This window comes from Xanthomonas sp. WHRI 8932A (assembly GCF_035012785.1).
Classification (GTDB): domain Bacteria; phylum Pseudomonadota; class Gammaproteobacteria; order Xanthomonadales; family Xanthomonadaceae; genus Xanthomonas.
The window spans coordinates 299,290-325,948 of record NZ_JAYGQQ010000003.1; the positions used below are offsets into that span (position 1 = coordinate 299,290).

A 26,659-nucleotide genomic window follows, 5' to 3' on the forward strand; every position below is an offset into this window, starting at 1 on the left:
CTTACCAGCAGGTATAGCCGCCGTCGGCCAGCACGATACTGCCGGTCATCAGGCTGGCGGCAGGAGAGGCCAAAAACAGCGCCACCGAGGCGATTTCTTCCACTTCGCCCAGCCGTCCCATCGGCGTGCCGCCGATCCAGGCGTCGTACATCGCCGGGTCTTCCTTGACGAAAGCATTGAGTGGCGTGGCGATATAGGTCGGCGCGACGGCATTGACGCGCACGCCGCGTGCGCCCCATTCGGCGGCCAGCGATTTGGTCAGGTGATGCACGGCTGCCTTGGAGGCGTTGTAGTAGGCCTGCGCCTGCGGTTTGTTGACGATGAAGCCGGACATCGAACCGACGTTGACGATCACGCCATCGCCACTTTGCAGCATGTGCTTGCCGAACGCGCGGCAGCACCAGAACGTGCCATTGAGGTTGACGTCGATGACGTTGAGCCAGTGCTCGTCGGTGACCGTTTCGGCCGGGGTCTGGCTACGGGCGATGCCGGCGTTGTTGACCAGGATGTCCACCTTGCCGAACCGGGCGTTCAATGTATCGGCAACGCTGGTGACGCGTGCCGAATCGGTCACGTCCATCTGCACGAACTCTGCATCCAGGCCCTTGCTGCGCAGGGTGGCCAGGCCTTGCTCGGCCACTGCGCCATCGTGATCGGCAATGACCACTTTGGCGCCGGCTTCGGCCAGCGCCTCGCAAATCGCCAGGCCGATCGCGCGGCCGCCGCCGGTGACGACCGCCACGCGGCCATCGAGTTTGAACTTGTCCAGATACATCGGCATGTCTCCTGCTGGTCTTGATCGTGGGGGAGGAACGAGGGGGGAGGGAGGTTTGGGATGGAGCGCGCGCTCAGCGCATGGCCTGTTGCTGCGCGTCGAAGCGGTGCAGGTGCTGCGGGTCGGGGACCAGGGTCACCGTCTCGCCGACGTGCACACGCAGATCGCCGGTGCAACGCGCATCGACCGTGCCTACGCCGGGGATCTCCACGTACACGAAGGTGTCGCTGCCCAGATGCTCGGCCTGGATCACGCTGCCTTGCCAGGCATCGCCGGTGCCGGTTGCGGGGCTGCCGCGCTGCACGGCGATGTGCTCCGGGCGCACCCCGAGCGTGACCGCACCATGGCGCGCGGCCACTTCGCCCTGCAGCAGATTCATGCGCGGCGAGCCGATGAAGCCGGCCACGAATACATTGGCAGGGCGCTCGTACAACTCCAGTGGCGTGCCGACCTGTTCGATGCGTCCGGCCTGCAGCACCACGATCTCGTCGGCCATGGTCATCGCTTCGACCTGGTCGTGGGTGACATACACCGCGGTGGTCTTGAGCTGCTTCTGCAGGCGGGTGACTTCCAGGCGCATCTGCACGCGCAAGGCCGCGTCCAGATTGGAGAGCGGCTCGTCGAACAGAAAGCCCTTGGGCTCGCGCACGATGGCACGGCCGATCGCCACGCGCTGGCGCTGGCCGCCGGACAACTGCCCAGGCTTGCGGTCGAGATAATCGTTGAGGTTGAGCACCGTGGCAGCCTGCGCCACGCGCCGCTCGATTTCGGCACTGGGCACGCGCGCCATTTTCAGGCCGAAGGCGATGTTCTTGCGCACGCTCATGTGCGGATACAGCGCATACGACTGAAACACCATCGACAAGCCACGCTTGGCCGGCGCCAGTCCGGTCACATCCTGGCCGTCGATGAGGATGCGCCCGCCGCTCACATCTTCCAGCCCGGCGATCAAGCGCAACAACGTGGTCTTGCCGCAGCCGGAGGGGCCGACGAAGACCACGAACTTGCCGTCGTCGATCTCCAGATCCGCGCCGTGGATGACCTGTGTGTCGTCGAAGGATTTGCTGACACCTTGCAGTGTGATGCGTCCCATGAACCACCTATCAAAGTTGAGTGAGCTACTTCACTGCGCCGAAGGTGAGCCCGCGCACGAGCTGCTTCTGGCAGAACCAGCCCAGCACCAGAATCGGCGCGATGGCCATCGTCGAGGCGGCCGACAACTTGGCCCAGAACAGGCCTTCCGGGCTCGAATACGAGGCAATGAACGCGGTCAACGGTGCGGCCTTGGACGAGGACAGATTCAACGACCAGAACGCCTCGTTCCAGGCCAGGATCACGTTGAGCAGCAGTGAAGACGCGATGCCGGGAACCGCCATCGGCGCCAGGATGTAGAGGATTTCCTTGCCGATGGTGGCGCCATCCATGCGCGCAGCTTCCAGGATGTCCTTGGGGATGTCCTTGAAGTAGTTGAACAGCATCCAGACCATGATCGGCAGGTTGCTCAGGCACAGCACGATGATCAGGCCCAGTTGCGTGTCCAGCAGCCCGGAATCGCGGTACAGCAGATAGATCGGCACCAGCACGCCCACCGGCGGCAGCATCTTGGTGGATAGCATCCACAGCAGAATCCCGCGTGTGCGCTTGGTGGGCGAGAACGCCATCGACCACGCGGCAGGGATGGCGATGACCAGCGCGATCAGGGTGGACCCCAGCGATACCGCCACCGAATTCCAGGCATGCGCGAAGTAGTCGCTGCGTCCCTGCACGGCAATATAGTTTTCCAGTGTCCAATGGAAGAACACGAAGCTGGGCGGGCTGGAAAATGCATCGACCTCGGTCTTGAAGCTGGTCAGCAGCATCCACAGGATCGGGAAGAAGATCACGCCGCCGACCACCCATGCGGCAACCGTGGTGACGAGGATTTGCAGCGTTGAGGTACGACGTGCCATCTCAGGTCTCCAGGTTCTTGCCGACGATGCGCACCAGGAAGATGGCCGCGATATTGGCCAGCACCACGGCGATCAATCCGCCTGCCGATGCGGCGCCCACGTCGTACTGCAGCAGTGCCTGCGAATAGATCAGGTACGCCAGATTGGTGGTCTGCAGGCCGGGCCCGCCGCCGGTGGTGACGTAGATCTCCACGAACACGGTGAGCAGGAAGATGGTTTCGATCAGCACCACGATGGTCAGCGGGCGCGCCAGATGCGGCAGGGTCAGATGGAAGAAGCGGTCGAATGCACCGGCGCCATCCATCAGCGCGGCTTCCTGTTGTTCTTCATCCAGCGACTGCAGTGCGGTCAGCAGGATCAGCACCGCAAACGGCAACCATTGCCAGGCCACGATGACGATGATGGAGAACATCGGGTACTGGGTGAACCAGTCGATCGGGGTCAGGCCAACGCTTTGCCATAGCCATGCCAGCAACCCGGACACCGGATGCATCAGCAAGTTCTTCCAGATCAGCGCGCTCACCGTCGGCATCACGAAGAACGGTGCGATCAGCATCAAGCGCACGATGCGGCGCCCCACAAACACCTGGTCCAGCAGCAGCGCGATCAATACACCGAAGACGGCCGTGATCGCCAGTACCGAGCCGACCAGCAACAAGGTATTGCCCAGCGAAGAGAGAAACGCCGGGTTGCTCAGGAAGTAGCGGTAATTGCCCAGCCCGACAAAGGTCTGTTCCGGGTTGAGCAGGTTGTAGTTCAACGTGGAAAACCACACCGTCATCGCTAGCGGCACGATCATCCAGGCCAGCAACAGCACGATCGACGGGGCGATCAGGAACCGTGCGAGTTTTTGCGTTTGATGGGTGGCCATCGGCAAGGTCCAGGGTGGAGGCAGGCAGCGCGCCTGCAGTGCATGGCAGCGGCCGGATGCGTCGACGCCGGGATAGGCGTCGAACGCACGGCCGGGTGGGCGTCAGAAATTCAGGCTGACCTGCAGGCCGACAATGGTGGCGTTGTCGCCATCCAGTCCACCCGGATGACGGATGTACTGCACGCTGGGCATGACTTCGATCCCGCGGCTGACGGCGATGTTGTAATTGAGCTCGATGGGGTATTCGTAGCGCTGCACGCCAATGGCCGCCGCGCCCGCGGGCAAGCGCTGGTTGTAGCGGGTTTGCGCCGTACGCAAACGATCGCTGAGCGCATTGCGGCCGACGGCCACGCCGATGCGATCGTTGGGTCGCGCGGCGGAGAGTCCTTTCCAGAACCCGCCGATCGCCAGCACCTGGCCCACGGTACTGACCTCGTCGTCGGCATCGATGACGCTTGCGAACAGCCGCAAGCCGCCCCCGGCGCCATTGCTGGTGACCTGTTGTTCGAAGTTGGCGTAGAACGCGCGATCGGTGTCCTGCAGCGCGGCCGGATCGGTGCCGAGGCTGGTCGGCACGCCCGAGCGGGTGTAGACGCGCAGTTGATCGTTGCTGTTGCGGGTCGCACCGATGCGGTAGTCGCCATCGATCCCATTGCCGTAGTCGGGCTTGTACTCCACTTCGGCCACCAGCAGGGTGCCGTGGTCGTCGCCGGAGGTGCCGAGCTTCAAGCCTTGGTCGGTAGATCGGTTTTGCGGGTTGGCATCGTAGCCGCCCACGCGGAAAAACCAGCGTTTGTCCAGGCTGAAAGTGACAACGCCGCCCCAGGCGCTGAGCGGGTCGCCATACCAGTTGTTGCTGATGTAGTTGGACGAGCCGCCGCTGCAGAAGGTCAGGTGCTGGTAGTTGCAGTTGAGCGCGAAGAAATCGGCGCTGGGATACAGGCGGCCGGCTTTCAGCGTCAGTTTGTCGTCGAGCAGGCGCTGGGTCAGCGAGAACTGGGTCAAGCGCGTCACATCGCCGCGTCCAAAAATCTGTTGCGACTGCAATAGCGTGGGGATGCCGGCGGTGTTGTTGATCAAGTCGCCGTTGCGATTGGTGATCTCCAGTTTGAAATCGGCGCCGGACCAGCCCCACAGCCGTTCCAGATCGAAGTACCCGCCCAGGAAGAATTGGTCGGCATAGGCGGTGCGCTCGCGGAGTCCGCCGGAGGTGTTGTGAGCGGTCTGGCTGAAGTGCGCCAGTTTGAACTGGATACCGTCATCGGCCAGCTTGCTGCGTAGGCCGCCCCAGTCGCCGCCGATGTGTTTGTCCGGATCGAATGCCTGGGCGCTGGCCTGTGTGCAGGCCAGGCCGGCGAGCAACATCGTCAGCGCAGGTGTGGTGTGCCTGATCTTCATCGATTGCCTCGTGGGAAGGTGCGGCGCCGTAACGCCGGAGCATGGCTGTGGCCAGGGGCGGGCCGGGCAGGGTGCCCGGCCCAGCAGACCTGTATTTGGAGCAGCTGATAAAACGTAGCGAGCGATGCGCTTAGCGCTTGGGGTAGCCGGCCCGCTGCATCTCGCGCTCGGTGGCGGCCTGCGCGTTCTTCAATGCCTCATCCACGCTGATCGAGCCGGTGAGCGCCGCGGAAAACTGCTGGCCCACCGTCGTGCCGATCGACTGGAACTCGGGAATGGCCGCGTACTGCACGCCGACATAAGGCACCGGCTTTACCGTGGGGTGATGGGTGTCGGCGCCCTGGATGGCGGCCAGCGTCTGCTTGGCGAAGGGGGCGGCCTTGAGATACTCGGCCGTGGCGTACAGCGACTGGCGCGTGCCCGGCGGCACATTGCCCCAGCCTTCCTTGCCGGCCACCAGTTCGGTGTAGTGCTTGCTGGTGGCCCAGGCGATGAATGCCTGCGCCTTGTCGGCCTTTTTCGAACTTGCCGGGATGGCCAGATTCCAGGCCCATAGCCAGCCGGTGGTCTTGCCCTTGCCGGCATCCGGCGCCGCGGCAAAACCGACCTTGTCCGACACCTTGGATTCGCTCGGGTTGCTGATGAACGATGCGGCCACCGTGGCATCGACCCACATCGCGCACTTGCCTGCGGTGAACAGCGCAAGGTTCTCGTTGAAGCCATTGGACGCAGCACCCGGCGGGCCGGCGTCTTTCATGACATCTACGTAGGTCTGCAGTGCGGCCTTCCATTCCGGCTGGTCGAACTGCGGTTTCCATTGTTCGTCGAACCAACGCGCACCGAAGGCATTGCCCATCGAGCTGATCAAGGCCATGTTCTCGCCCCAGCCGGCTTTGCCGCGCAGGCAGATGCCGTAGATGCCGGCCTGCTTGTCGGTCATCTTGCGGGCGGCGTCGGCCACGAAGCTCCACGAGGGCTGCGCCGGCATGCTCAGGCCGGCCTTTTGCAGCAGGTCGGTGCGGTACATCAGCATCGAGCCTTCGGCGTAGAACGGCGCTGCATACAGCTGCCCCTTGTGACTGACCGCATCGCGGATCTGAGGGATCAGATCGTCTACCTGATAGTCCGCATCGAACGTCAGCGGCTTGAGCCAGCCGCGCTCGGCCCAGATCGGCACCTCGTAGGTGCCGATGGTCAGCACATCGAACTGGCCGCCCTTGGTCGCGATGTCGGTGGTGACACGCTGGCGCAGCACGTTCTCTTCCAGGGTGACCCACTCAAGCTTGATCTGCGGATGGGTGGCGGTGAAATCCGAGGTCAGCTTCTGCATGCGGATCATGTCGCCGTTGTTGACGGTGGCGATGACCAGGGTGTCCTGCTTGGACGCAGCGTCGCTGTTATTCGCGCCTCCGCCGCATGCCGCCAGTGATGCGCTCAGTGCCGCGCAGATCAGGGTCTTGATCGAAGTGTTCATACCGGTGCCTCAGCTTGAGGTTGGTTGAGCAAATGCCCGTGTGATGCGCATATGCCCACGACGTCGCCACGCTGTAAAGCACTTTCGATCTTGCAGCGCAGCATTGCAGCGCACGCAAAAGCGCCCGCGCATGCCGGGGAATTTCAGCAATGAACTGCCATTACGCCCGCTGCGATGCGCTCAGCTCAGCTGGCGAGCAAGGCCTTGGCAGTGTGCTCGTCGGTGATCAGGCCGTTGAGGATGCGGCCCTTCAGCGCGGCCTTGATCGGGCCCACCTTGGCGTTGCCCACGGCCACGCCGATCGAAAGGCTGGTGGCCGGCACCGGATGCGGCACGCTGGTCAAACGCAGGTTGGTGCCTGCATCGATGATGTCGCCGGCTGCGGTAAGCGCCCAGCCGATCACTTCGCCCACCGCGCCCAGCCGGATCAGGTCCAGCAGTTCGTTGCGGCTGATGAAGCCGTCCACATGCAGCGGCGCGGTCTGATCGAGCTGGCCAACACCGACCAGGCGCAGATCGGCCTTTGCGGCGATCGCACGGACCCGGCGCACCGCTTCGATCCCCAACAGCGTTTCGCGTTCTTCCTGCGAGGACAGAAACACCGGCAGCGGCATCGGGTAGTGCTGCGCGCCGGTCAGATCGGCCAGGCGCGCCACTGCGTCGAACGGGCTGGCCGAGCCATCCGGGGAAATGTTGCCGACCAGCGAAACCAGCTGGTGATTGCGCGTTTGCATCGCAGGAATGCGCTCCACCGCCGCGCGCATGGCACGGCCGGTGCCGATGCCGATGATGCTCGGACTATCGCTGCGCAAGGTGGATTCCAGCAGCGCTGCCGCGCGTTCGGCGACACCGGTGACCAGGTGCGGGTCGGCCGGATCGGTGGGCGCGACCTCGCAATAGCGCATGCCGAAGCGGTCCTGCAGCTGCGCGGCCAGATCCATGCAGGCGGCGATCGGATGTTCCAGCCGGAAGGTGATCAATCGCTGGCTCAGGCACAACGACACCAGGCGCTGCGCGGTGGCGCGCGAGACCTTGAGCTTGCGCGCGATCTCGTCCTGGGTGTTGCCGGCGATGTAGTACAGCCAGCCCGCTCTGGCTGCGGCATCGAGTCGGCTGGTGTCGTTATCGGGGTTGGCCATCGTCACATCTGTCTGCGTGGAAGTCTCAGCCTAACGTAGTGCCCAGGCGCTGGGTGCCGGTGCCACCCAGTGCGGTGGCGATGGACTGCATGTCTGCAAACACCTGCGATGCGCCTGCGGCAGCGAGCAGCGCGGCGGCCGCAGCGCTTGCGCGGTGATGGCCGCCACCGGTGAATCCCCACACCTGCATCCCGGCCGCGCATGCGGCTTGCACGCCGCTGGGACTGTCTTCGATCACCAGGCAGGCCGCGGGTGCCACCTGCATGCGGTCGGCGGCGAGCAGGAATAGGTCCGGCGCAGGCTTGCCGCGGGCGACCAGCTCGGCGGTGTAGATGTGCGCTCCGACATGTCCCGCCAGGCCGGTGACCTGCAGGCACAGGCGAACCCGCTCAAGATGGCTGGACGAGGCCACGCACCGCGGTGTCTGCACTGCATCCAGCAGCGCGGCCACGCCCGGGATCGGCTGCAATTCGGTGCCAAAGCGGGCCAGCAACGCGGTATTGAGGTCGCGCTCGAAGGTGTCCGGCAGCGTGCGCCCCAGCGTCTGCACATGCGCGCGCACGCTGCCCAGGCTGCGCCCGAGGAAGTGCTGCTGGACCCCGTCGATGTCGATGTCCACGCCGTGTTGTTGCAGTGCCTGGGCCAATACCGCGCACGCCAACGGCTCGCTGTCGACCAGCACGCCGTCGCAGTCGAAGATCAGCAGGTCGGGCGGAGCGAACATGGGTGTGGTCCCTGGACTAACTCGGGCCCGAGTGTAGCAGTCGGGCAAATGTCGCTTCGCTGGGCAAAGTTGCAGGTGGCGCGTCTGTGGCCGCTGCGGCCGGCGTGAAGCGGCTGCGCAGCGACCGATCGCCGGCCGCCAGCGCGTGCGGCACGCATGCCGCGTTGCCGCAAACCGGCCACTGGCATAGTCTTCGCGCATGAACCCAGGCCCCACTGCCCAGGCGACCGTGGCGACGTCCCCGTCTTCCGACCCGGCTATCCCCGACTACGTCCTGCACCTCGAACGCGCTGCCAGCTACCTTCCCAAGGAGCAGCTGCCGATCCTGCGCCGTGCCTGGGAAGTCGGCGCCATGGCGCATGCCGGCCAGACCCGCAAGTCCGGCGAGCCCTACATCACCCATCCGGTGGCCGTGGCTGGCGTGCTTGCCGAGCTGGGCCTGGACATGGAATCGCTGATCGCCGCGATCCTGCACGACACCATCGAAGACACGCCGCTGACGCGCGAAGAACTGGCGTCCGAATTCGGCGAAGCGGTGGCAGAGCTGGTCGATGGCGTCACCAAGCTGGACAAGCTCAAGTTCCGCGACCGCCAGGAAGCGGCGGCGGAAAGCTTCCGCAAGATGTTGCTGGCGATGTCGCGCGATCTGCGCGTGATCATGATCAAGCTGGCCGACCGCCTGCACAACATGCGCACGCTCGGCGCGCAGAGCACCGAGGCACGCGGCCGCATCGCGCGCGAAACCCTGGAAATCTACGCACCCATCGCCCAGCGCCTGGGCATGAGCCTGATCAAGTCCGAGTTGCAGAATCTGGGCTTCCGCGCGCTGTATCCGTGGCGTCACGCCATCATCGAAAAACATATCCGCAGCCAGCCGGTGGTGCGGCGCGAATCGATGGCGCAGGTGGAAGTGCAGCTGTCGCAGCGGTTGGCCAAGGAAGGGCTGGAACACCGGCTGGTCAGCCGCATCAAGACGCCCTGGAGCATCTATTCCAAGATGCACGAAGAGAACAAATCCTTCGACCAGGTGATGGACGTGTTCGGCTTCCGGCTGGTGGTACGCACCGTGGCCGATTGCTATCACGCGCTCGGCGCGGTGCATGCCACCTTCAAGCCGCTGGACGGGCGCTTCCGCGATTTCATCGCGATCCCCAAGGCCAACGGCTATCAGTCGCTGCACACGGTGCTGTTCGGTCCCTACGGCTCGCCGATCGAGGTGCAGATCCGGACCGAAGAAATGGACCTGATCGCCGAGCGCGGCGTGGCTGCGCACTGGACCTACAAGGTGGGCTCGGCCTCGCCCAATAGTGCGCAGAGCCGCGCGCACGACTGGATCGTGGAGCTGATCGACTCGCAGCGCGCTGCCGGCTCGTCGCTGGAGTTCCTGGACAACGTCAAGGTGGACCTGTTCCCGGACGAGGTCTATCTGTTTACACCCAAGGGCAAGATCCTGGCGCTGCCGCGCAATTCCACCGCGCTGGACTTCGCCTACGCAGTGCATACCGACGTGGGCAACCGTGCGGTGGCCTCGCGCGTGGACAAGAAGCTGGTGCCCTTGCGCACCAAGCTGGTCAGCGGGCAGGCCGTGGAAATCATCACCGCGCGTTCGGCCACGCCCAAACCGCAGTGGCTGGAGTTTGTGGTCAGCAGCAAGGCGCGCACCGCGATCCGCCACCAGCTCAAGCAGCTCGAACACGAAGATGCCGTGCAGCTGGGCCATCGCATGCTCGATCGCGCGCTCGAAGCGATGGATTCTTCGCTGGAACGCCTGCCCAAGGGCCGGCTGGATGCCTTCCTCAACGAACACCGTTACCCGCGCCTGGAAGCGCTGCTTGCCGACGTCGCATTGGGCAACTGGATGCCGACCCAGGCCGCACAGGCCTTGATGGCGTACGCGGAATTGCGCGGTGGCGGGCACTCCAAGCACTCGCACGAAAAGATCCTGATCGACGGCAGCGAGCGCGGCGTAATCAGTTTCGCCAACTGTTGTCAGCCGATTCCCGGCGACGAAATCATGGGCTACCACACCGCCGGCAAGGGCATCGTGGTGCACCGCCTGGATTGCCCCAACCTGGCCGAGCTGCGCAAATCGCCCGAGCGCTGGGTACCGATCGATTGGGATTCCAATGTCACCGGCGACTACGACACCGCGCTGGTAGTGGAAGTGGAAAACCGCACCGGCGTGCTGGCGCAGTTGGCCGCGGCGATCGCGCAAAGCAAATCCAATATCGAACGTGTGGACTACCTGGACCGCGACTTCAATGCGGCGGTGCTGCGCTTCAATATCCAGGTGCGCGACCGCCGCCATCTGGCCGAAGTGATGCGCCGGCTGCGGCGCCTGCATGTGGTGCAGAGCGTGGGACGCCAGTAAGAGCATCTAACAAAAGGCCTGTGCTCACCGCCAGGCGGGCGGTGATCGGTGCGGCATGTACCTCGCGTATGTTCCGGTTCTGAGCGCGCCGTTCCCAACCACGTGACGACTGCTCGTTACGTGGTGTTAGCCGCTCTAGATCGGATCGTTGCGTTGGGCAGTGGCTGCGCTGCAGCGGCCGTGTGACAGCTCAAACGCGTTGTCTGGCTCAGGCGATCAGGCGATCAAGCGACGCAGTGCAGGGTTGTCGTTGTCCTGCTTCCACACCAGATGCAGTTCCACCGGCGTGGCAGGGGTTTCATCGCGTAGTGGCAGGTATACGATGCCGGCGTAACGCAGGCCGCTGGCGCCTTCGGGCACCAGTGCCATGCCCATGCCGCCGCGCACCAGCGCCAACACCGAGTGGATCTGGCTGACGTACTGCACCGAGCGCGGCGCGATGCCGCGCGCACCGAACAACTGCGCCAGCAGATCGTAGAAATAGCGCGCTTCATCGGGTGCGTAATTGACCAGCGGCTGCCCGTCGAAATCCTGCAGGCGCAGGCTGTCGTGTTGCGCCAGTGGCGAGTCTTCCGGTAGCGCGGCGATCAGCGGTTCGCGTGCCACGCAGCGGCTGTGCAGACCTTGGCGCTGGATCGGTGGGCGCAGCAGGCCGATATCCAGCCGGCCGGCGTCCAGCGCGTCCAGTTGCGCCAGGCTGACCATCTCCTTGAGTTGCAGATCCACATCGGGCGCTTGCCTGCGCCACCGCGCGATGGCCTCGGGCAGGAAGCGGTAACTGGCACCGGCGGTGAAGCCCACCGACACGCTGCCGGCATCGCCGGTACCGATCCGGCGCGCGCGCAGGCCTGCATTCTCGGCCATGCGCAAGATCGCGCGCGCTTCGGCCAGCAGGCTTCGGCCAGCCTGGGTCAGCCGTACATGCCGGCTGTTGCGCTCCAGTAGCGCGGTGCCGACGCTGTGTTCCAACAGCTGAATCTGCCGGCTGAGCGGCGGCTGGGTCATGTTCAGGCGCTCGGCTGCGCGCCGGAAGTGCAGTTCGTCGGCGACGGCGACAAAGCAACGCAGTTGTTGCAGATCGAACATGCTGGGCGGGCCTCGCATTGCAAAAACACACGAATCGGATGCTGCACCCGCAACATCGCGGCGTGGCCAGCACCAATGAATAGGCGATGCTCGGCCAGAAAGGACGCTGGCGGACGCAACCACCCATAATTACGTCGCGCCGAAAAAGCGTTGCAAAGCAGCCATTTGCGGCGCACTACGTCGGTCTGTGATGCGATTGATTCAACTTGTGTATCAAACAATACGTCCTTTGGTTTGGACCAGCAACGATCTGCGTTTCTAGGATCAACCGCATCCCCCGCCCAGGAGCGTTTGTCCGATGAGCAGCAGATACACCCCGTCCGAAATGGCCCAAGCGCTTGGCGCCGGGCTGTTGTCGTTTCCGGTGACCCATTTCGATGCCGACCTGGCCTTCGACGAACCCGCCTACCGCAGCAATCTGGACTGGCTGTCCTCGCATCCGGCCGCCGGCCTGTTTGCGGCGGGCGGCACCGGCGAGCTGTTTTCGCTGACGCTGGACGAAGTGAACCGCGCCGTGCGCGCGGCCGTCACCGAGACTGCTGGCCGCATGCCGGTGATCGCCCCGGCCGGCTATGGCACTGCGATTGCGATCGAGATGGCGCAGGCCGCCGAGCGCAACGATGCCGACGGCATCCTGCTGTTTCCGCCGTACCTCACCGAGTGCGATGCCGACGGCGTGGCCGACCATGTCGAGCGCGTCTGCAAGGCGACCAGCCTGGGCGTGATCGTCTACGGCCGCGCCAATGCCAAGCTCGACGATGTAACGCTGGCGCGCGTGGCCGAGCGTTGTCCCAACCTGGTGGGCTACAAGGATGGCATCGGCGATGTGGATCGCATGACACGCATCTATGCGCGGCTGGGCGACCGGCTGTTGTACGTGGGCGGCCTGCCCACCGCCGAAACCTTCGCGCTGCCGTATCTGGAAATGGGCGTGACCACGTATTCGTCGGCCATCTTCAATTTCCTGCCCGAGTGGGCGCTGGCGTTCTATGCGGCGGTGCGCGCGCGCGACCATGCCACCATCTACCGCGAGCTCAACGACTTCGTGTTGCCGTACACGGTGCTGCGCAATCGTCGCGCCGGTTATGCGGTGTCCATCGTCAAGGCCGGCATGCGCGCGGTCGGCCGCCCGGCCGGTCCGGTACGCACGCCATTGGCTGATCTCAATGAAGATGAGTTCGCGCAGCTCAAACAACTGATCGGAGGCCGCCGCTGATGCACACCCTCAAGGGCGAATCGCTGATCGGGCAGCGCAGCGTGCGCGGCGCCGGGGCGGAATTTCATGCGGTGGATGCGGCCAGCGGCGCGGCATTGCAGCCGGCGTTCGGCTCGGTGAGCGCACAGGATCTGCAGCAGGCCTGCGCGCTGGCGCAGGCGGCGTTCGACACCTATCGCGAAACGCCGCTGGAAGCGCGCGCGGTTTTTCTGGAAACCATCGCCGAGCAGATTCTGGCGTTGGGCGATGCCTTGATCGAACGCGCCATGTGCGAAAGCGGCCTGCCGCGCCCGCGTCTGGAAGGTGAGCGCGGACGCACCGTGGGGCAACTACGTCTGTTCGCCAACGTGGTGCGCGAAGGCAGCTGGCTGCAGGCCCGCATCGACCCCGCGCTGCCGCAACGCACGCCCTTGCCGCGCGCGGATCTGCGCCAGCGGCATATCGCACTGGGGCCGGTGGCGGTGTTCGGCGCCAGTAATTTCCCGCTCGCATTCTCGGTGGCCGGTGGCGATACCGCGTCGGCATTGGCGGCCGGTTGCCCGGTGGTGGTCAAGGCGCACAGCGCGCATCCGGGCACGTCGGAATTGGTGGGCCGTGCGATCCAGGCGGCGGTGGCGCAGTGCGGGCTGCCCGAAGGCGTGTTCTCGCTGCTGTTCGACGCCGGCATCGACATCGGTGCGCAGCTGGTGGCCGACGCCCGCATCAAGGCGGTGGGTTTCACCGGCTCGCGCGCTGGCGGCATGGCGTTGGTCAAGATCGCTTCCGCACGCCGCGAGCCGATTCCGGTGTATGCGGAGATGAGTGCGATCAATCCGGTGTATCTGTTGCCGCAGGCGCTACAGGCGCGTGCATCGGATCTGGGCAAAGCGTTCGTCGGCTCGCTGACCTTGGGCACGGGGCAGTTCTGCACCAACCCCGGCTTGCTGCTGGCGATCGATTCACCGGCGCTGGATGCGTTTATCGCGTCGGCCACGCAAACGCTGCAAGCGGTGTCTCCGGCAGCAATGCTCACAGCAGGCATTGGCCAGGCCTATGCGCAGGGTGTGCAACGTCTGGCCGCGCATCCGCAGGTCAGCACGCTGGCACGTGGCGCCGCGCCGGAAGCGGGGCGCTGCCCGGCCGCATTGTTCGGCACCGACGCCGATGCCTTTCTGGCCGATGAGGCGCTGCAGGCCGAAGTCTTCGGTGCCGCCTCGCTGCTGGTGCGTTGCAGGGACATCGCTCAGCTGCGCGCGTTGAGCGAGCACCTGGAAGGCCAGCTCACCGCCACCGTGCACATGGATGCGGGTGATACCGACCTGGCCGCCGCATTGCTGCCGGTGCTGGAACGCAAGGCCGGGCGCATCCTGGTCAACGACTGGCCCACCGGTGTGGAGGTCTGCCACGCGATGGTGCATGGCGGCCCGTTCCCGGCCACCTCCGACAGCCGCAGCACCTCGGTGGGCACGCTGGCGATCGATCGCTTCCTGCGCCCGGTCTGCTACCAGGATCTGCCGGCCGCGCTGTTGCCCGCTGCAGTGGCGCACGGCAATCCGCTCGGGCTGTGGCGACGCGTCGATGGCGCGCTGGGACACGACTGACAGCGGCGGCGGCAACGATGCCTGAGGCGTGCCGGAGGAGGGTCCGGTGCGCCATCTGCAGGCGCCACTTGGAATACCGGAGCGCAGTGCGCTTCCATCGTCATAGGTGAGGAACGATGATGGCTATCGATTCAAAGACAGTCGGTTCAACGACGGTTCCGCGCAGGCGCTATCTGATCTTGCTGATGTTGTTCGTGGTGACCACGATCAACTATGCAGATCGCGCCACCTTGTCCATCGCCGGTTCCGCGGTCCAGGATGCGCTGGGCATCGACGCGCTGCAGATGGGCTTCATTTTTTCTGCGTTCGGTTGGGCGTATGTAGCCGGGCAGATTCCCGGCGGCTGGTTGCTCGATCGCTTCGGCTCGCGGCGCGTGTACGGCCTGTCGCTGCTGATCTGGTCGCTGTTCACCGCCTTGCAGGGCTTTATCGACTGGGTGCCGGTGACCTGGGCGGTCACCACCTTGTTCGTGCTGCGCTTTCTGGTCGGCATTGCCGAAGCGCCGTCCTTCCCGGGCAATAGCCGCATCGTGGCGGCGTGGTTCCCTACCGCCGAGCGTGGCCTGGCCGCGTCGATCTTCAATTCCGCGCAGTACTTCGCCACCGTGGCCTTCGCGCCGCTGATGGGCTGGCTGGTGCATGCCTGGGGCTGGGAACACGTGTTTCTGGTGATGGGCGCGGCGGGTGTGTTGCTGGCGCTGGTGTGGCGCAAGACCATCTATGCCCCGCGCGAACATCCGCGCTTGAGCGCGCAGGAGCTGGACTACATCCAGCGCAACGGCGCGCTGGTGGACATGGAGCAGGGCAACAAGCCCGGTAGCCAGCCCAAGGGCACGCAATGGCATTACGCCAAACAGCTGTTGTGCAACCGCATGTTGCTGGGCGTGTACATCGGCCAGTACTGCATCACCACGCTGACGTACTTCTTCCTGACCTGGTTTCCGGTGTATCTGGTCAAGGAACGCGGCATGTCGATCCTGGAAGCCGGCTTTGTGGCCTCGTTGCCGGCGGTGTGCGGCTTTATCGGCGGCGTGCTGGGCGGCTATGTGTCCGACCGCATGGTACGGCGTGGCTATTCGCTCACCGTCTCGCGCAAGACGCCGATCGTGGTCGGCATGTTGATGTCGGTGACGATGATCGGCTGCAACTACGTGCAGGCCGAATGGATGGTGGTGGGGCTGATGGCGCTGGCCTTCTTCGGCAAGGGCATCGGTGCACTCGGCTGGGCGGTGGTTGCCGACACCTCGCCCAAGGAAATCGCCGGCCTGTCCGGTGGCCTGTTCAATACCTTCGGCAACATCGCCGGCATTACCACGCCGATCGTGATCGGCTACATCGTGTCCACCACCGGCACCTTCGAATGGGCGCTGGTGTTCGTCGGGCTCAATGCCTTGCTGGCGGTGGTGTCCTATCTGGTGGTGGTGGGCGAAATCAAGCGCGTGGAGCTCAAGGCGCCGCCCGGCGGCCCGTCCATGCCCGTGCCCGCACCGCTGTGACCGTCTTCGGAGACTTTCGATGAATATCCACACCGCACCTGCAAGCATCGGCGCCACCCCGCGCATCACCGACATCCGCGTGGTGCCGGTCGCCGGCCAGGACAGCATGCTGCTGAACCTCAGTGGCGCGCACGCGCCGTATTTCACCCGCAATGTGCTGGTGCTGCGCGATTCGTCCGGCCGCACCGGCGTGGGCGAAGTGCCTGGCGGCGCGGCCATCGCCGGCTTGCTGCACGAGGCAGCGCCGCTCATTCGCGACCGCTCCATCGCCGAGTATCAACGCATCCTCAATCAGGTGCGCACCGCGTTTGCCGACCGCGACAGCGCCGGACGTGGTCTGCAGACCTTCGATCTGCGCATCACCATTCACGCAGTGACCGCCATCGAATCGGCGTTGCTGGATCTGCTGGGGCAATTCCTCGATCAACCGGTCGCCGCCCTGCTCGGCGAAGGCCAGCAACGCGACGCGGTGGACGTGCTGGGCTACCTCTTTTTCATTGGCGACCGACGCAAGACCGGGTTCGACTATCGCGACGGTGGCGGTGCCCGCGATGACTGGGAGGCGGTGCGCGACCAGGAAGCCTTGACGCCGGCATCGGTCGTGCGCCTGGCCGAAGCGGCCTACGAAAAATACGGCTTTCGCGACTTCAAGCTCAAAGGCGGCGTATTGCGTGGCGAAGACGAAATCGAGGCCATTGTCGCGTTGCACGAACGTTTTCCGCAGGCGCGCATCACGCTGGACCCCAATGGCGCGTGGTCGCTGGATCAGGCCATTGCCCTGTGCCGCGACATGCACGGCGTGATGGCCTATGCCGAAGACCCTTGCGGTGCGCAGGAGGGGTATTCCGGCCGCGAGATCATGGCCGAGTTCCGTCGCGCCACCGGCTTGCCGACCGCCACCAACATGATCGCCACCGACTGGCGGCAGATGGGCCACGCCATCCAGTTGCAGTCGGTGGATATCCCGCTGGCCGACCCGCATTTCTGGACGTTGCAAGGCTCGGTGCGGGTGGCGCAACTGTGCCGCGACTGGGGCCTGACCTGGGGCTCGCATTCCAACAACCACTTCGATATTTCGCTGGCGATGTTCACCCACGTGGCCGCCGCAGCACCGGGGCAGGTGACCGCGATCGACACGCACTGGATCTGGCAGGACGGCCAACGCCTGACCCATCACCCGTTGCAGATCGTCGGCGGCCAGATCCAGGTGCCGGCAAAGCCCGGTTTGGGTGTCGAACTCGATATGGATGCGCTGGAAGCGGCGCATCGCACTTACCAAAATCTGAGCCTGGGCGCGCGCGATGATGCTGCCGCGATGCAGGCCTTGATTCCCAACTGGACCTTCGACAACAAGCGCCCGTGCCTGGTGCGCTAACCGTGCGGTGGCTGCAGCCGAATGCACGGCATGCAGCGGCTGCGTCGAAGAGATTTGGCAGGTGGAGAGCTGGTCGATGAAACATGTAATGGCACTCGGCAGCGCGGCGCTGCTGGCGGTCGGTGCGGGCGGACGTGCGCGTGCGCAGGAACCGGACGCAGGATTCTGGAATGGCGCAACGGCCGAGGTCACCGCGCTTAACTTCTATTACAACCGCGATTTCCGCAGCGGCGAAGGGCAGGGCAAGCGTGCCGAATGGGCGCAGGGCGTCGTGGTGGATGCCAAGAGCGGCTACACGCACGGCCCGATCGGGGTAGGGCTGGATCTGCTCGGCATCGGCGATTTGAAGCTCGATGGCGTGCGCGCCGAAGGCGGCACCGGCCTGCTGCCCAATAACGACGACGGCACCGCGCAACATGCACTGACGCGAGTGGCACCCACGCTCAAACTGCGCGCCTCGCAAACCGAATTGAAGTGGGGCAGCTTCATCCCCAACGAGCCGCTGGTACGCGCCAGCATCACCCGCATCATGCCGGAGACGTTTCAAGGCGTGACGCTGGAATCCAAGGACGTGCCCAAGCTCGATCTGCTGCTGGCCCGCTTCACCAGCGCCTGGTACCGCGACGGCGACTCGCGTGTGCCGATCACCTTGACCAACAAGAACCGTCGCTTTCTGGGCACGCCGGATTCGGATGCGTTGAATCTGGTCTCGGCTACCTACAGCGTTGCACCCGGCACGCAGCTGCGCTATCAGGGCGCGGTGATGGAAGACATCTACCGGCAGCAGCTCTACAACCTGATCCAGACGCATAAATTCGGCAAGGATCAGTTGCGTGTGGACCTGCGCTATTTCCGCACCGATGACATCGGTCAATCGCGTGCCGGGCCGATCGACAACCGCATGTTCAGCAGCATGCTGTCCTGGCGCACGGGTGGGCAGGAATTCGGCGCCGGCTATCAACGCCTGTCCGGCCCCAGCGCCATGCCATGGCCGGGCGGCACCGACGGCAATGTCTTCAACTGGACCTTCATCAACGATTTTCTCGAACGCGGCGAGCGCAGCTGGCAGCTGCGTTACAGCATCGATGGCAAGAGCATTGGCATCCCCGGGCTCAGCGTCATGGCGCGCTACATCAGCGGCGACCATGCACAGCCGGCAACCTATGCCGGCGAAGGCCGCGAATGGGCCCGGGATGTCTTGACTACCTATCAATTCCAGAGCGAGCGCTTCAAGCATGTGAGCGTCATCTGGTTCAACGGCACCTTCCGCTCCAATTACCAGCGCAATGTCGATGAAAACCGCTTGATCCTGCAGTACCGCCGTCAGTTCGACAGCCCCGACCGGTAATGCACTCCATCCCCGTTTTGCAAGGTAGCCCCACGATGTCCGCAACCCAGCAACCCACTCGTTGGCTCAGCATTCGCGCCCATGCGCGCGACAACGTCGCCATTGTCGTCAACGATGACGGCGCGCCGGCCGGTGCCACTTTTCCGGACGGGCTCACCGCCATCGAGCACATTCCGCAGGGCCACAAGATGGCGCTGCTCGACCTGCCCGCCGGCGCGCCGGTGATCCGCCTGGGCGCAGTGATCGGCACCGCCAATGCCGACATCGCGCGCGGCGCCTGGGTGAGCGAACACCTGCTGGACATGCCCGAAGCGCCCGATCTGGCTGCGCTGGATCTGTCGCTGCAAGCGGCGCCCGCACCCGAGCCCTTGGAGGGCTACACCTTCCAGGGTTATCGCAACCGCGATGGCAGCGTCGGCACGCGCAACATCCTGGGCATCATGACCAGCGTGCAGTGCGTGGTGGGTGTGCTCGGTCACGCGGTGGAGCGCATTCGCACCGAGTTGCTGCCCAAGTATCCCAATGTCGACGATGTGGTGGCGGTCAATCACGTCTATGGTTGCGGCGTGGCGATCACCGCGCCCGAAGCCATCATCCCCATCCGCACGTTGCGCAACATCGCGCGCAGCCCCAACTTCGGCGGGCAGGCGCTGATCGTGGGCCTGGGCTGCGAAAAACTCGCACCCGAGCGCCTGCTGCCGGACGATGCCAGCGCCGACGACAGCGCCGTCTACCGCCTGCAGGAAGCCAGCCTGGGGTTTGCCGACATGGTGGCCTCGATCATGGACATGGCCGAAGAGCGTCTACGCCATCTGGACCTGCGTCGGCGCGAAACCGTGCCGGCCAGCGAACTGGTGGTGGGCATGCAATGCGGCGGCAGCGATGCGTTTTCCGGCGTCACCGCCAACCCGGGTCTGGGCGTGGCTGCCGACCTGTTGGTGCGCGCCGGTGCCACGGTGATGTTCTCGGAAAATACCGAAGTGCGCGACGGCATCCACCTGCTGGTGCCGCGCGCCGCCACTGCCGACGTGGCCAAGGCGCTGGTGCGCGAAATGGCCTGGTACGACGCCTACCTGGCGCGCGGCCAGGCCGACCGCAGCGCCAACACCACGCCCGGCAACAAGAAGGGCGGGCTGGCCAATATCGTCGAAAAGGCAATGGGCTCGATCGCCAAATCCGGCGCCTCGCCGATCAATGGCGTGGTGCCGCCCGGCGAGCGCGTCAAAGGACGTGGGCTGCAGTACTGCGCCACCCCGGCCAGCGATTTCGTTTGCGGTACGTTGCAGGTGGCGGCCGGCATGAATCTGCATGTCTTCACCACCGGGCGCGGCACGCCGTACGGCCTGGGCATGGTGCCGGTGATCAAGGTCGCCACCCGCAGCGAACTGGCGCAGCGCTGGTCCGACCTGATGGACATCGACGCCGGCGGCGTGGCGACCGGCGCCAAGACGCTGGAGCAATTGGGCTGGGAGTTGTTCCAGCGCTATCTGGATGTAGCCAGCGGCCAGCGCACCTGGACCGAGCATCACCGCCTGCATAACGATCTGGCCTTGTTCAATCCGGCGCCGATTACCTAATCCTGCTGGTTTGCGCGTCTCTGCGTTCCCGGGCGGCGGCACGACACACCTCTTGGCGCGACTGTTCCGCCGCCGCGCAGGTGTGGTCGGTTTTTCTAAGTCGGTGTGGACTGTGCAGAGTCGGTGTGGACGGTGTGGGGCTACGCGTCCTCGGTGTCGTGAGCGCATCCGCGCGTCGTGACGACTGCGCGCCATCTCTCGCATCCCTGGAGCATCGCGGCGACGCAGCGCTTGCCGCGCCATGGCGCCAGTCACGTGACGTGGCTTCGCCCGGACCCTCACCCCAACCCCTCTCCCGCAGGAGAGGGGCTAGCTTTTCCAGCAGCAAAGGGGCTCGCCACTTCCCCTCTCCAATCGGCAGAAGATGCCCTCGTGGCGGGTGAGGGCTCACCGTTCCCTTCTCCCGCCAGGAGAAGGTGCCCCGCAGGGGCGGATGAGGGTACGTGCGCAGCCTTGTGCTCTCTCACGCAGCCGCCAACAACGCACACGGACAGCCGCACCTAAACCATCGCGCGTAGGCGAAAACAAGCATCCACCATCACCGCAAGATACCCAACCCACCACGTAACCCGCCGCTACGCTACCAGCCACCGCCCGCGCGCCGTCACCGCAGATCCTCCCATTCGCCCGTCAACGGCATGCGCCGATACAATGCGCGTTCGTTTTCAGTGTTGACGGAGTCGCCATGTCCCAGATCATCCATACCGACCAGGCGCCTGCCGCCATCGGCCCTTACTCGCAGGCAGTGCGCGCCGGCAACACCGTGTATTTCTCCGGGCAGATCCCGCTGGATCCGGCCACTGGCGAGATCGTGCCGGGCGACATTGGTGCGCAGGCGCGCCGCGCGTTCGACAACCTCAAGGCCGTGGCCGAAGCCGCCGGTGGCTCGCTCGACAAGATCGTGCGTCTGGGTCTGTATCTCACCGACCTGGGCCAGTTCGCCGCCGTCAATGCAGTGATGCAGGACTACTTCCAGGCCCCGTTCCCGGCGCGTTCCACCATCGAAGTCTCCGGCCTGCCGAAGGGCGCCGGTTTCGAAGTCGATGCGGTGATGGTGCTTGAGTGATGGTGCTCGAGTGATCCGGCGCGACTGATCCGACCCGCCGTGCCGCGCGCGCGCGTCGCCACGCCGAGCCTGGCCGTCGCCGGCCAGGCTCCGCTGTCCAGCCTGCCCGGCGTCGGCCCGAAAGTGGCCGACAAGTTCGCCGCGCGCGGCATCCTGAGCGTGCAGGACCTGTGGCTGCATCTGCCGCTGCGGTACGAAGACCGCACCCGGCTGACCACGATCGCGCAGTTGCAAAGCGGCGTGCCGGCGCAGATCGAAGGACGCGTGGATGCGGTGGAGCGCGGCTTCCGCTTCCGTCCGGTGCTGCGCGTTGCAATCTCGGACGCCTCGCACGGCAGCGTGGTGCTGCGCTTCTTCCATTTTCGCGCCGCGCAGGTCGCGCAGTTTGCGGTCGGCACGCGCGTGCGCGTGTTCGGCACGCCCAAGCCCGGCCAGAACGGTTGGGAAATTGTCCATCCCAGTTACCGCGTGCTCGCGGCGGATGAAGACGCACAACTGGGCGACTGCCTGGACCCGGTCTATCCGGTGCTCGAAGGCGTCGGCCCGGCCACGCTGCGCAAATTCATCGGCCAGGCGCTCGAGCGGTTGCCGCCAGAAGCCGCACTGGAGTTGCTGCCGCCGCATTGGCTGCAGGACGAACACCTGCCTTCGCTGCGCACTGCCTTACTGACCATGCACCGCCCACCGGTGAACACCGACCCGCAGCAGCTGCTCGCCGGCGGGCACCCGGCACAACAGCGGCTGGCGCTCGAAGAACTGCTTGCGCACCAACTCAGCCTGCGTCGCCAACGTATCGCCCTGCAGCGGTTTCATGCGCCCGTGTTGCCCGGCAACGGCACGCTGGTGCAGCGCTTGCGCGCCGCATTGCCGTTCCAGCTCACCGGTGCGCAGCAACGCGTGTTCGAACAGATCGCGCACGACCTGGGGCAGCCCTCGCCGATGCTGCGGCTGGTGCAGGGCGATGTCGGCAGCGGCAAGACTGTGGTCGCGGCCCTGGCGGCGATGCTGGCGGTGGAGCAGGGCAAGCAGGTCGCACTGGCCGCGCCTACCGAACTGCTGGCCGAGCAACATCTCACCAACCTGCGCGGCTGGCTCGAGCCGCTAGGTGTGCGCATCGTCTGGCTGGCCGGCAAGGTCACCGGCAAGGCGCGCGCTGCAGCGATGGCAGAGGTCGCCTCCGGCCAGGCCCAGGTGGTGGTCGGCACGCATGCCTTGATGCAGGAAGCGGTGGTCTTCCACGACCTGGCGCTCGCCATCATCGACGAGCAGCACCGCTTCGGCGTGCATCAGCGTCTGGCGCTGCGCGACAAGGGCGCGGCTGCCGGCAGCGTGCCGCACCAACTGGTGATGACCGCCACGCCGATCCCGCGCACCCTGGCGATGTCGACCTACGCCGATCTGGACGTGTCGGCCATCGACGAGTTGCCACCCGGCCGCACGCCGGTGCAGACCATTGTCCTGAGCGCAGAACGGCGCCCCGATCTGGTCGAACGCATCCGCGCCGCCTGCGCCGAAGGGCGGCAGGCGTATTGGGTGTGCACGCTCATCGAAGAAAGCGAAGACCCCGGCAAGGCCGCACCGGCTGGCCCGCCGCGCATCGAAGCGCAGGCCGCCGAGGTCACCTTCGAGGCCTTGTCGGCGCAGTTGCCCGGCGTGCGCGTCGCGCTCGTGCATGGCCGCATGAAGCCCGCCGAAAAACAGAAGGCCATGCTCGATTTCAAGCAGCGCCGCAGCGATCTGCTGGTCGCCACCACGGTGATCGAAGTCGGCGTGGACGTGCCCAACGCCTCGCTGATGATCATCGAAAACGCCGAGCGTCTTGGCTTGGCGCAGCTGCATCAGCTGCGTGGCCGCGTCGGCCGCGGCGCCGCAGCGTCCAGTTGCGTGCTGCTGTATCAGGCGCCGCTGTCGATGATGGCGCGCCAACGCCTGGAAACCATGCGCCAGACCAACGATGGGTTTGTGATTGCAGAAAAGGATCTGGAATTACGCGGTCCCGGCGAATTGCTCGGTACCCGGCAGACCGGTCTGGCCAGCTTCCGCATCGCCGACCTGGCGCGCGATGCCGGGCTGCTGCCGCGCGTGCAGGTGCTGGCCGAGCGGTTGCTGGCCGAAGCGCCGGAGATTGCCGACCGTGTCGTCGCGCGCTGGATCGGCAGCGCAGTGCGGTATGCCGCCGCTTGAGTGGCGGGGAGTGGGGAATCGGGAATCGGGAATCGGGAATCGTAAAAGCAAGGGCTGCCGCCGCCTGTACATCCTGGGCGTTCGCGTGACCGGCCGATCCTTGCGAAGATGCTGCAACGAATCCCGAATGCCCAATCCCGACTCCCATGACAAAAAAGATACCGCTGCTGATCGACACCGACCCGGGCGTGGATGACGCGCTGGCGCTGCTGATGGCCTTCAACGACACCCGTCACGAGGTGGTTGGCCTGACCATCGCGGCCGGCAACGTGGGGCTGGAGCACACCGTGCGCAACGCCTTGAAGGTCTGCGAGATCGCCGGCCGCGCGGATGTGCCGGTGTACGCCGGCTGCCCGCAGCCGCTGTTGCACCCCTCGGTCGATGCGGCACACGTGCATGGCATCGATGGCTTCGGCGATGTCGGCCTGCCGGCGGCCAAGCGCAGCGCCGAGGCCGAGCATGCCGCACTCGCCATCCTGCGCCTGTCGCACGACTACGCGGGCGAGCTGTTGCTGGTCGCCCTGGGCCCGCTGACCAATCTGGCCCTGGCGCTGACCCTGGACCCGACTCTGCCGCAGCGCGTTGGCCGGCTGGTGGTGATGGGCGGAGCATTGACCGGGCACGGCAACATCACGCCTGCCGCTGAATTCAATATCGGCTTCGACCCGGAGGCCGCGCACATCGTGTTCCGTGGCTTCCCGCACTTCGACGTGGCCGACTGGGAAGCCACCATCGCGCACGGCCTGCTGCATCGCGATGTCGAACAATGGCTGGCCGCCGATAGCGCCCGCGCCCGCTTCTACGAAGAAATCTCGCGCAAGACCCGCCTGTGGTCCGAAGATAGCCGTGGCGAGTACTGGTACGCCGCCGACGCACTGGCGATGGCGTTCGCGCTGCACCCGGAAGGCGCCCAGCGTCTGGAGCAGCGCCCGGTGCATATCGAATTGTCCGGCACGCACACCCGCGGCATGACCCTGGTGGACTGGAACCGGCAGGGTGGCGCGCCCGACAATGCCAACCTGCTGCTGGAGTACGACCGCCAGCGGTTCTATGGCCTGGTCGGGGCGGCATTGGCGGCCGGCTAGGGCCAACTTGCGCCGGGCGAGTGGAGACCGCTATAATGACCGGCTTATCCAGGCAGCCCGGCGCCAAGTCCATGAAAGATAACGTGCATCCCAACTACAAAGACGTCGTCTTTCACGACGTGACGTCCGATTTCAAGATTCTGACCCGTTCCACCATGGGCTCGAAAGAGACCGTGAAGTGGGAAGACGGCCAGGAATATCCGCTGATCAAGGTGGAAATTTCCTCCGCGTCGCACCCGTTCTATACAGGCAAGCACAAGGTGATCGACACCGGCGGCCGTATCGACAAGTTCCAGAAGCGCTACGCGCGCTGAACTTGCAGGACGGGCTGTACCGACAACGGCCGCGCATTGCGCGGCCGTTGTTTTTTGGGGCGTGGGCGCTTCGTTTGCGTGGTCCCGACAGGTGCGTCTACGACTTCTGTCCAAGCGACGGCCAAAATGCTGCTGTGCGATAATGACGTGATCCGAGGCGATGCCTTGGACTTCCATCACGTGCCTGCCCATGTGGGATCAGGCGCCTTCCACTGAAGGAGCGTACACAGTGTCCGATCTTGATCAGGTCACGCTCAACGCCGGCGACAAGTCGGTTGTTCTGCCGGTTCTCAAGCCCACGTTGGGCAATGATTGCGTCGATATTTCCAAGCTGACCAAAGAAACCGGTCTGTTCACCTACGACTCGGGCTTTACCGCCACCGCCAGTTGCAAGTCGGCCATCACCTATATCGATGGCGACAACGGCGTGTTGTTGTACCGCGGCTATCCGATCGAACAGCTCGCCGAGAAGTCCAGCTTCCTGGAAGTTTCGTACCTGCTGATGAACGGCGAACTGCCCACGGCGGACGAATTCAAGAAGTTCGACCACGAAGTGACGCATCACACGATGATGCATGAGTCGCTGAAGAACTTCCTCGGCGGTTTCCGCCACGATGCGCACCCGATGGCCATGCTGGCCGGTTCGGTCGCCTCGCTGTCGGCGTTCTACCACGACACCCTGGACCTCAACGATCCGGAGCAGCGCCGTCAGGCCGCCATCCGTCTGATCGCCAAGGTGCCGACCCTGGCGGCTGCGGCGTATCGTTACTCGATCGGCTGGCCGATCCGCTATCCGCGCAACAACCTGAACTACGTCGACCGCTTCCTGCACATGATGTTCGAAGTGCCGAGCGAGCCGCTGGAGATCAACCCGGTTGTCGCCAAGGCGCTGGACCTGCTGTTCATTCTGCACGCCGATCACGAGCAGAATGCCTCGACCTCGACCGTGCGTCTGGTCGGTTCGACCGGTGCCAATCCGTACGCGTCGGTCGCTGCCGGCATCACCGCACTGTGGGGCCCGGCACACGGCGGCGCCAACGAAGCGGTGCTGAAGATGCTCGAAGAGATCGGCACTGCCGATAACGTCGAGTCGGCCGTGGCCAAGGCCAAGGACAAGAACTCCTCGTTCCGTCTGATGGGCTTCGGTCACCGCGTCTACAAGAACTTCGATCCGCGCGCCAAGATCATCCGCGAGATGACCCACAAGGTGCTGGGCGAGCTGGGCGTCAACGATCCGCTGCTGGAAGTGGCGTTGAAGCTGGAAGAAGCCGCGCTGAAGGACGATTACTTCGTGCAGCGTAAGCTGTATCCGAACGTCGACTTCTATTCGGGCCTGATCTACAAGGCGCTCAATATCCCGGTGGAAATGTTCACCGTGATGTTTGCCATCGCGCGCACCGCTGGTTGGGTGTCGCATTGGCTGGAGCAGCAGGTCGACCCGGAAATGAAGATCGGCCGTCCGCGCCAGATCTACACCGGCTATGACAAGCGCGACTACACCGACAGCGCCAAGCGTTAATCGGCTCAAAGTCGTCTGCGTAAACGAACGCCCCGCACTTGCGGGGCGTTTTCGTTGTGGCCTGGTGCGTTTAGTGGAGCAGGGCACGCTTGCCAAGAGTGGCTGGTAAAAC

The 26,659-nt window shown here is 65.0% G+C and carries 21 protein-coding genes and 1 other RNA gene; 13 read left to right on the forward strand and 9 right to left on the reverse strand.

Annotation, left to right across the window (positions count from 1 at the left end; all coding sequences use genetic code 11):
- Position 1: 1 nt before the first annotated feature.
- The 8 genes from VC212_RS06415 to VC212_RS06450 form a co-directional block, all read right to left on the reverse strand.
- Positions 2-781 (reverse strand): SDR family oxidoreductase, encoded by a 780-nt coding sequence (locus VC212_RS06415; RefSeq protein ID WP_201782820.1) that lies wholly within the window; start codon positions 779-781, stop codon positions 2-4.
- A 67-nt stretch (positions 782-848) separates the two neighbouring features.
- A complete protein-coding gene (locus tag VC212_RS06420; RefSeq protein ID WP_323514649.1) occupies positions 849-1,868 on the reverse strand; it encodes an ABC transporter ATP-binding protein in 1,020 nt (339 codons plus the stop codon).
- Between the two features lie 25 nt (positions 1,869-1,893).
- Positions 1,894-2,724: a carbohydrate ABC transporter permease gene (locus tag VC212_RS06425; protein WP_115513775.1), complete on the reverse strand. Its 831-nt coding sequence runs from the start codon at positions 2,722-2,724 to the stop codon at positions 1,894-1,896.
- Position 2,725: 1 nt separating this feature from the next.
- Positions 2,726-3,595 (reverse strand): sugar ABC transporter permease, encoded by an 870-nt coding sequence (locus tag VC212_RS06430; RefSeq protein WP_055848611.1) that lies wholly within the window; start codon positions 3,593-3,595, stop codon positions 2,726-2,728.
- Positions 3,596-3,697: 102 nt separating this feature from the next.
- Complete coding sequence (locus tag VC212_RS06435) at positions 3,698-4,993, reverse strand: carbohydrate porin (protein ID WP_323514648.1); 1,296 nt, start codon at positions 4,991-4,993, stop codon at positions 3,698-3,700.
- A gap of 130 nt (positions 4,994-5,123) precedes the next feature.
- Positions 5,124-6,467, reverse strand: a complete 1,344-nt coding sequence (locus VC212_RS06440) for a sugar ABC transporter substrate-binding protein (RefSeq protein WP_323514647.1) — start codon at positions 6,465-6,467, stop codon at positions 5,124-5,126.
- Between the two features lie 185 nt (positions 6,468-6,652).
- Positions 6,653-7,606 (reverse strand): sugar-binding transcriptional regulator, encoded by a 954-nt coding sequence (locus tag VC212_RS06445; RefSeq protein WP_055848614.1) that lies wholly within the window; start codon positions 7,604-7,606, stop codon positions 6,653-6,655.
- A 25-nt stretch (positions 7,607-7,631) separates the two neighbouring features.
- Complete coding sequence (locus VC212_RS06450; RefSeq protein WP_323514646.1) at positions 7,632-8,330, reverse strand: HAD family hydrolase; 699 nt, start codon at positions 8,328-8,330, stop codon at positions 7,632-7,634.
- A gap of 199 nt (positions 8,331-8,529) precedes the next feature.
- Between VC212_RS06450 and VC212_RS06455 the strand changes: the two genes are divergently transcribed.
- Positions 8,530-10,701, forward strand: coding sequence for a bifunctional (p)ppGpp synthetase/guanosine-3',5'-bis(diphosphate) 3'-pyrophosphohydrolase (locus VC212_RS06455; protein ID WP_055848620.1), 2,172 nt, complete (start codon positions 8,530-8,532; stop codon positions 10,699-10,701).
- A gap of 55 nt (positions 10,702-10,756) precedes the next feature.
- Positions 10,757-10,833, forward strand: a non-coding RNA gene (locus VC212_RS06460) — sX9 sRNA.
- An 84-nt stretch (positions 10,834-10,917) separates the two neighbouring features.
- On the opposite strand, the gene VC212_RS06465 is transcribed toward VC212_RS06460, so the two are convergent.
- Positions 10,918-11,787 carry a LysR family transcriptional regulator gene (locus VC212_RS06465; protein WP_055848622.1) on the reverse strand — a complete coding sequence of 290 codons (870 nt, stop codon included), beginning with the start codon at positions 11,785-11,787 and terminating at the stop codon, positions 10,918-10,920.
- Positions 11,788-12,085: 298 nt separating this feature from the next.
- On the opposite strand from VC212_RS06465, the gene kdgD reads away from it, so the two are divergent.
- The 11 genes from kdgD (at position 12,086) to VC212_RS06520 (ending at position 26,547) form a co-directional block, all read left to right on the forward strand.
- Positions 12,086-13,003: a 5-dehydro-4-deoxyglucarate dehydratase gene (gene kdgD / locus VC212_RS06470; RefSeq protein WP_055848625.1), complete on the forward strand. Its 918-nt coding sequence runs from the start codon at positions 12,086-12,088 to the stop codon at positions 13,001-13,003.
- Positions 13,003-14,583 carry an aldehyde dehydrogenase (NADP(+)) gene (locus VC212_RS06475; RefSeq protein ID WP_323514645.1) on the forward strand — a complete coding sequence of 527 codons (1,581 nt, stop codon included), beginning with the start codon at positions 13,003-13,005 and terminating at the stop codon, positions 14,581-14,583. Before kdgD ends, VC212_RS06475 begins: the two co-directional genes overlap by 1 nt.
- Before the next feature lie 116 nt (positions 14,584-14,699).
- Positions 14,700-16,079, forward strand: coding sequence for an MFS transporter (locus tag VC212_RS06480; protein ID WP_115513770.1), 1,380 nt, complete (start codon positions 14,700-14,702; stop codon positions 16,077-16,079).
- A gap of 19 nt (positions 16,080-16,098) precedes the next feature.
- On the forward strand, positions 16,099-17,454 hold the full coding sequence (gene gudD / locus VC212_RS06485) for a glucarate dehydratase (RefSeq protein WP_323514644.1): 1,356 nt from the start codon (positions 16,099-16,101) through the stop codon (positions 17,452-17,454).
- Between the two features lie 76 nt (positions 17,455-17,530).
- The gene (locus tag VC212_RS06490) at positions 17,531-18,802 is read left to right on the forward strand and encodes an OprD family porin (protein WP_055848634.1); all 1,272 of its coding nucleotides are present in this window, start codon (positions 17,531-17,533) and stop codon (positions 18,800-18,802) included.
- A 35-nt stretch (positions 18,803-18,837) separates the two neighbouring features.
- Positions 18,838-20,379 (forward strand): galactarate dehydratase, encoded by a 1,542-nt coding sequence (gene garD, locus VC212_RS06495; RefSeq protein WP_323514643.1) that lies wholly within the window; start codon positions 18,838-18,840, stop codon positions 20,377-20,379.
- Positions 20,380-21,064: 685 nt separating this feature from the next.
- The gene (locus VC212_RS06500) at positions 21,065-21,445 is read left to right on the forward strand and encodes a RidA family protein (RefSeq protein ID WP_022972872.1); all 381 of its coding nucleotides are present in this window, start codon (positions 21,065-21,067) and stop codon (positions 21,443-21,445) included.
- Positions 21,446-21,484: 39 nt separating this feature from the next.
- Positions 21,485-23,629, forward strand: a complete 2,145-nt coding sequence (recG, locus tag VC212_RS06505; protein WP_323514642.1) for an ATP-dependent DNA helicase RecG — start codon at positions 21,485-21,487, stop codon at positions 23,627-23,629.
- A 146-nt stretch (positions 23,630-23,775) separates the two neighbouring features.
- Complete coding sequence (locus VC212_RS06510) at positions 23,776-24,714, forward strand: nucleoside hydrolase (RefSeq protein ID WP_115513765.1); 939 nt, start codon at positions 23,776-23,778, stop codon at positions 24,712-24,714.
- A 71-nt stretch (positions 24,715-24,785) separates the two neighbouring features.
- Entirely contained in the window at positions 24,786-25,028 is a 243-nt protein-coding gene (locus VC212_RS06515) for a type B 50S ribosomal protein L31 (RefSeq protein WP_010364531.1), read from the forward strand.
- Positions 25,029-25,257: 229 nt separating this feature from the next.
- On the forward strand, positions 25,258-26,547 hold the full coding sequence (locus VC212_RS06520; RefSeq protein WP_039409911.1) for a citrate synthase: 1,290 nt from the start codon (positions 25,258-25,260) through the stop codon (positions 26,545-26,547).
- The last annotated feature ends 112 nt before the right edge of the window (positions 26,548-26,659 follow it).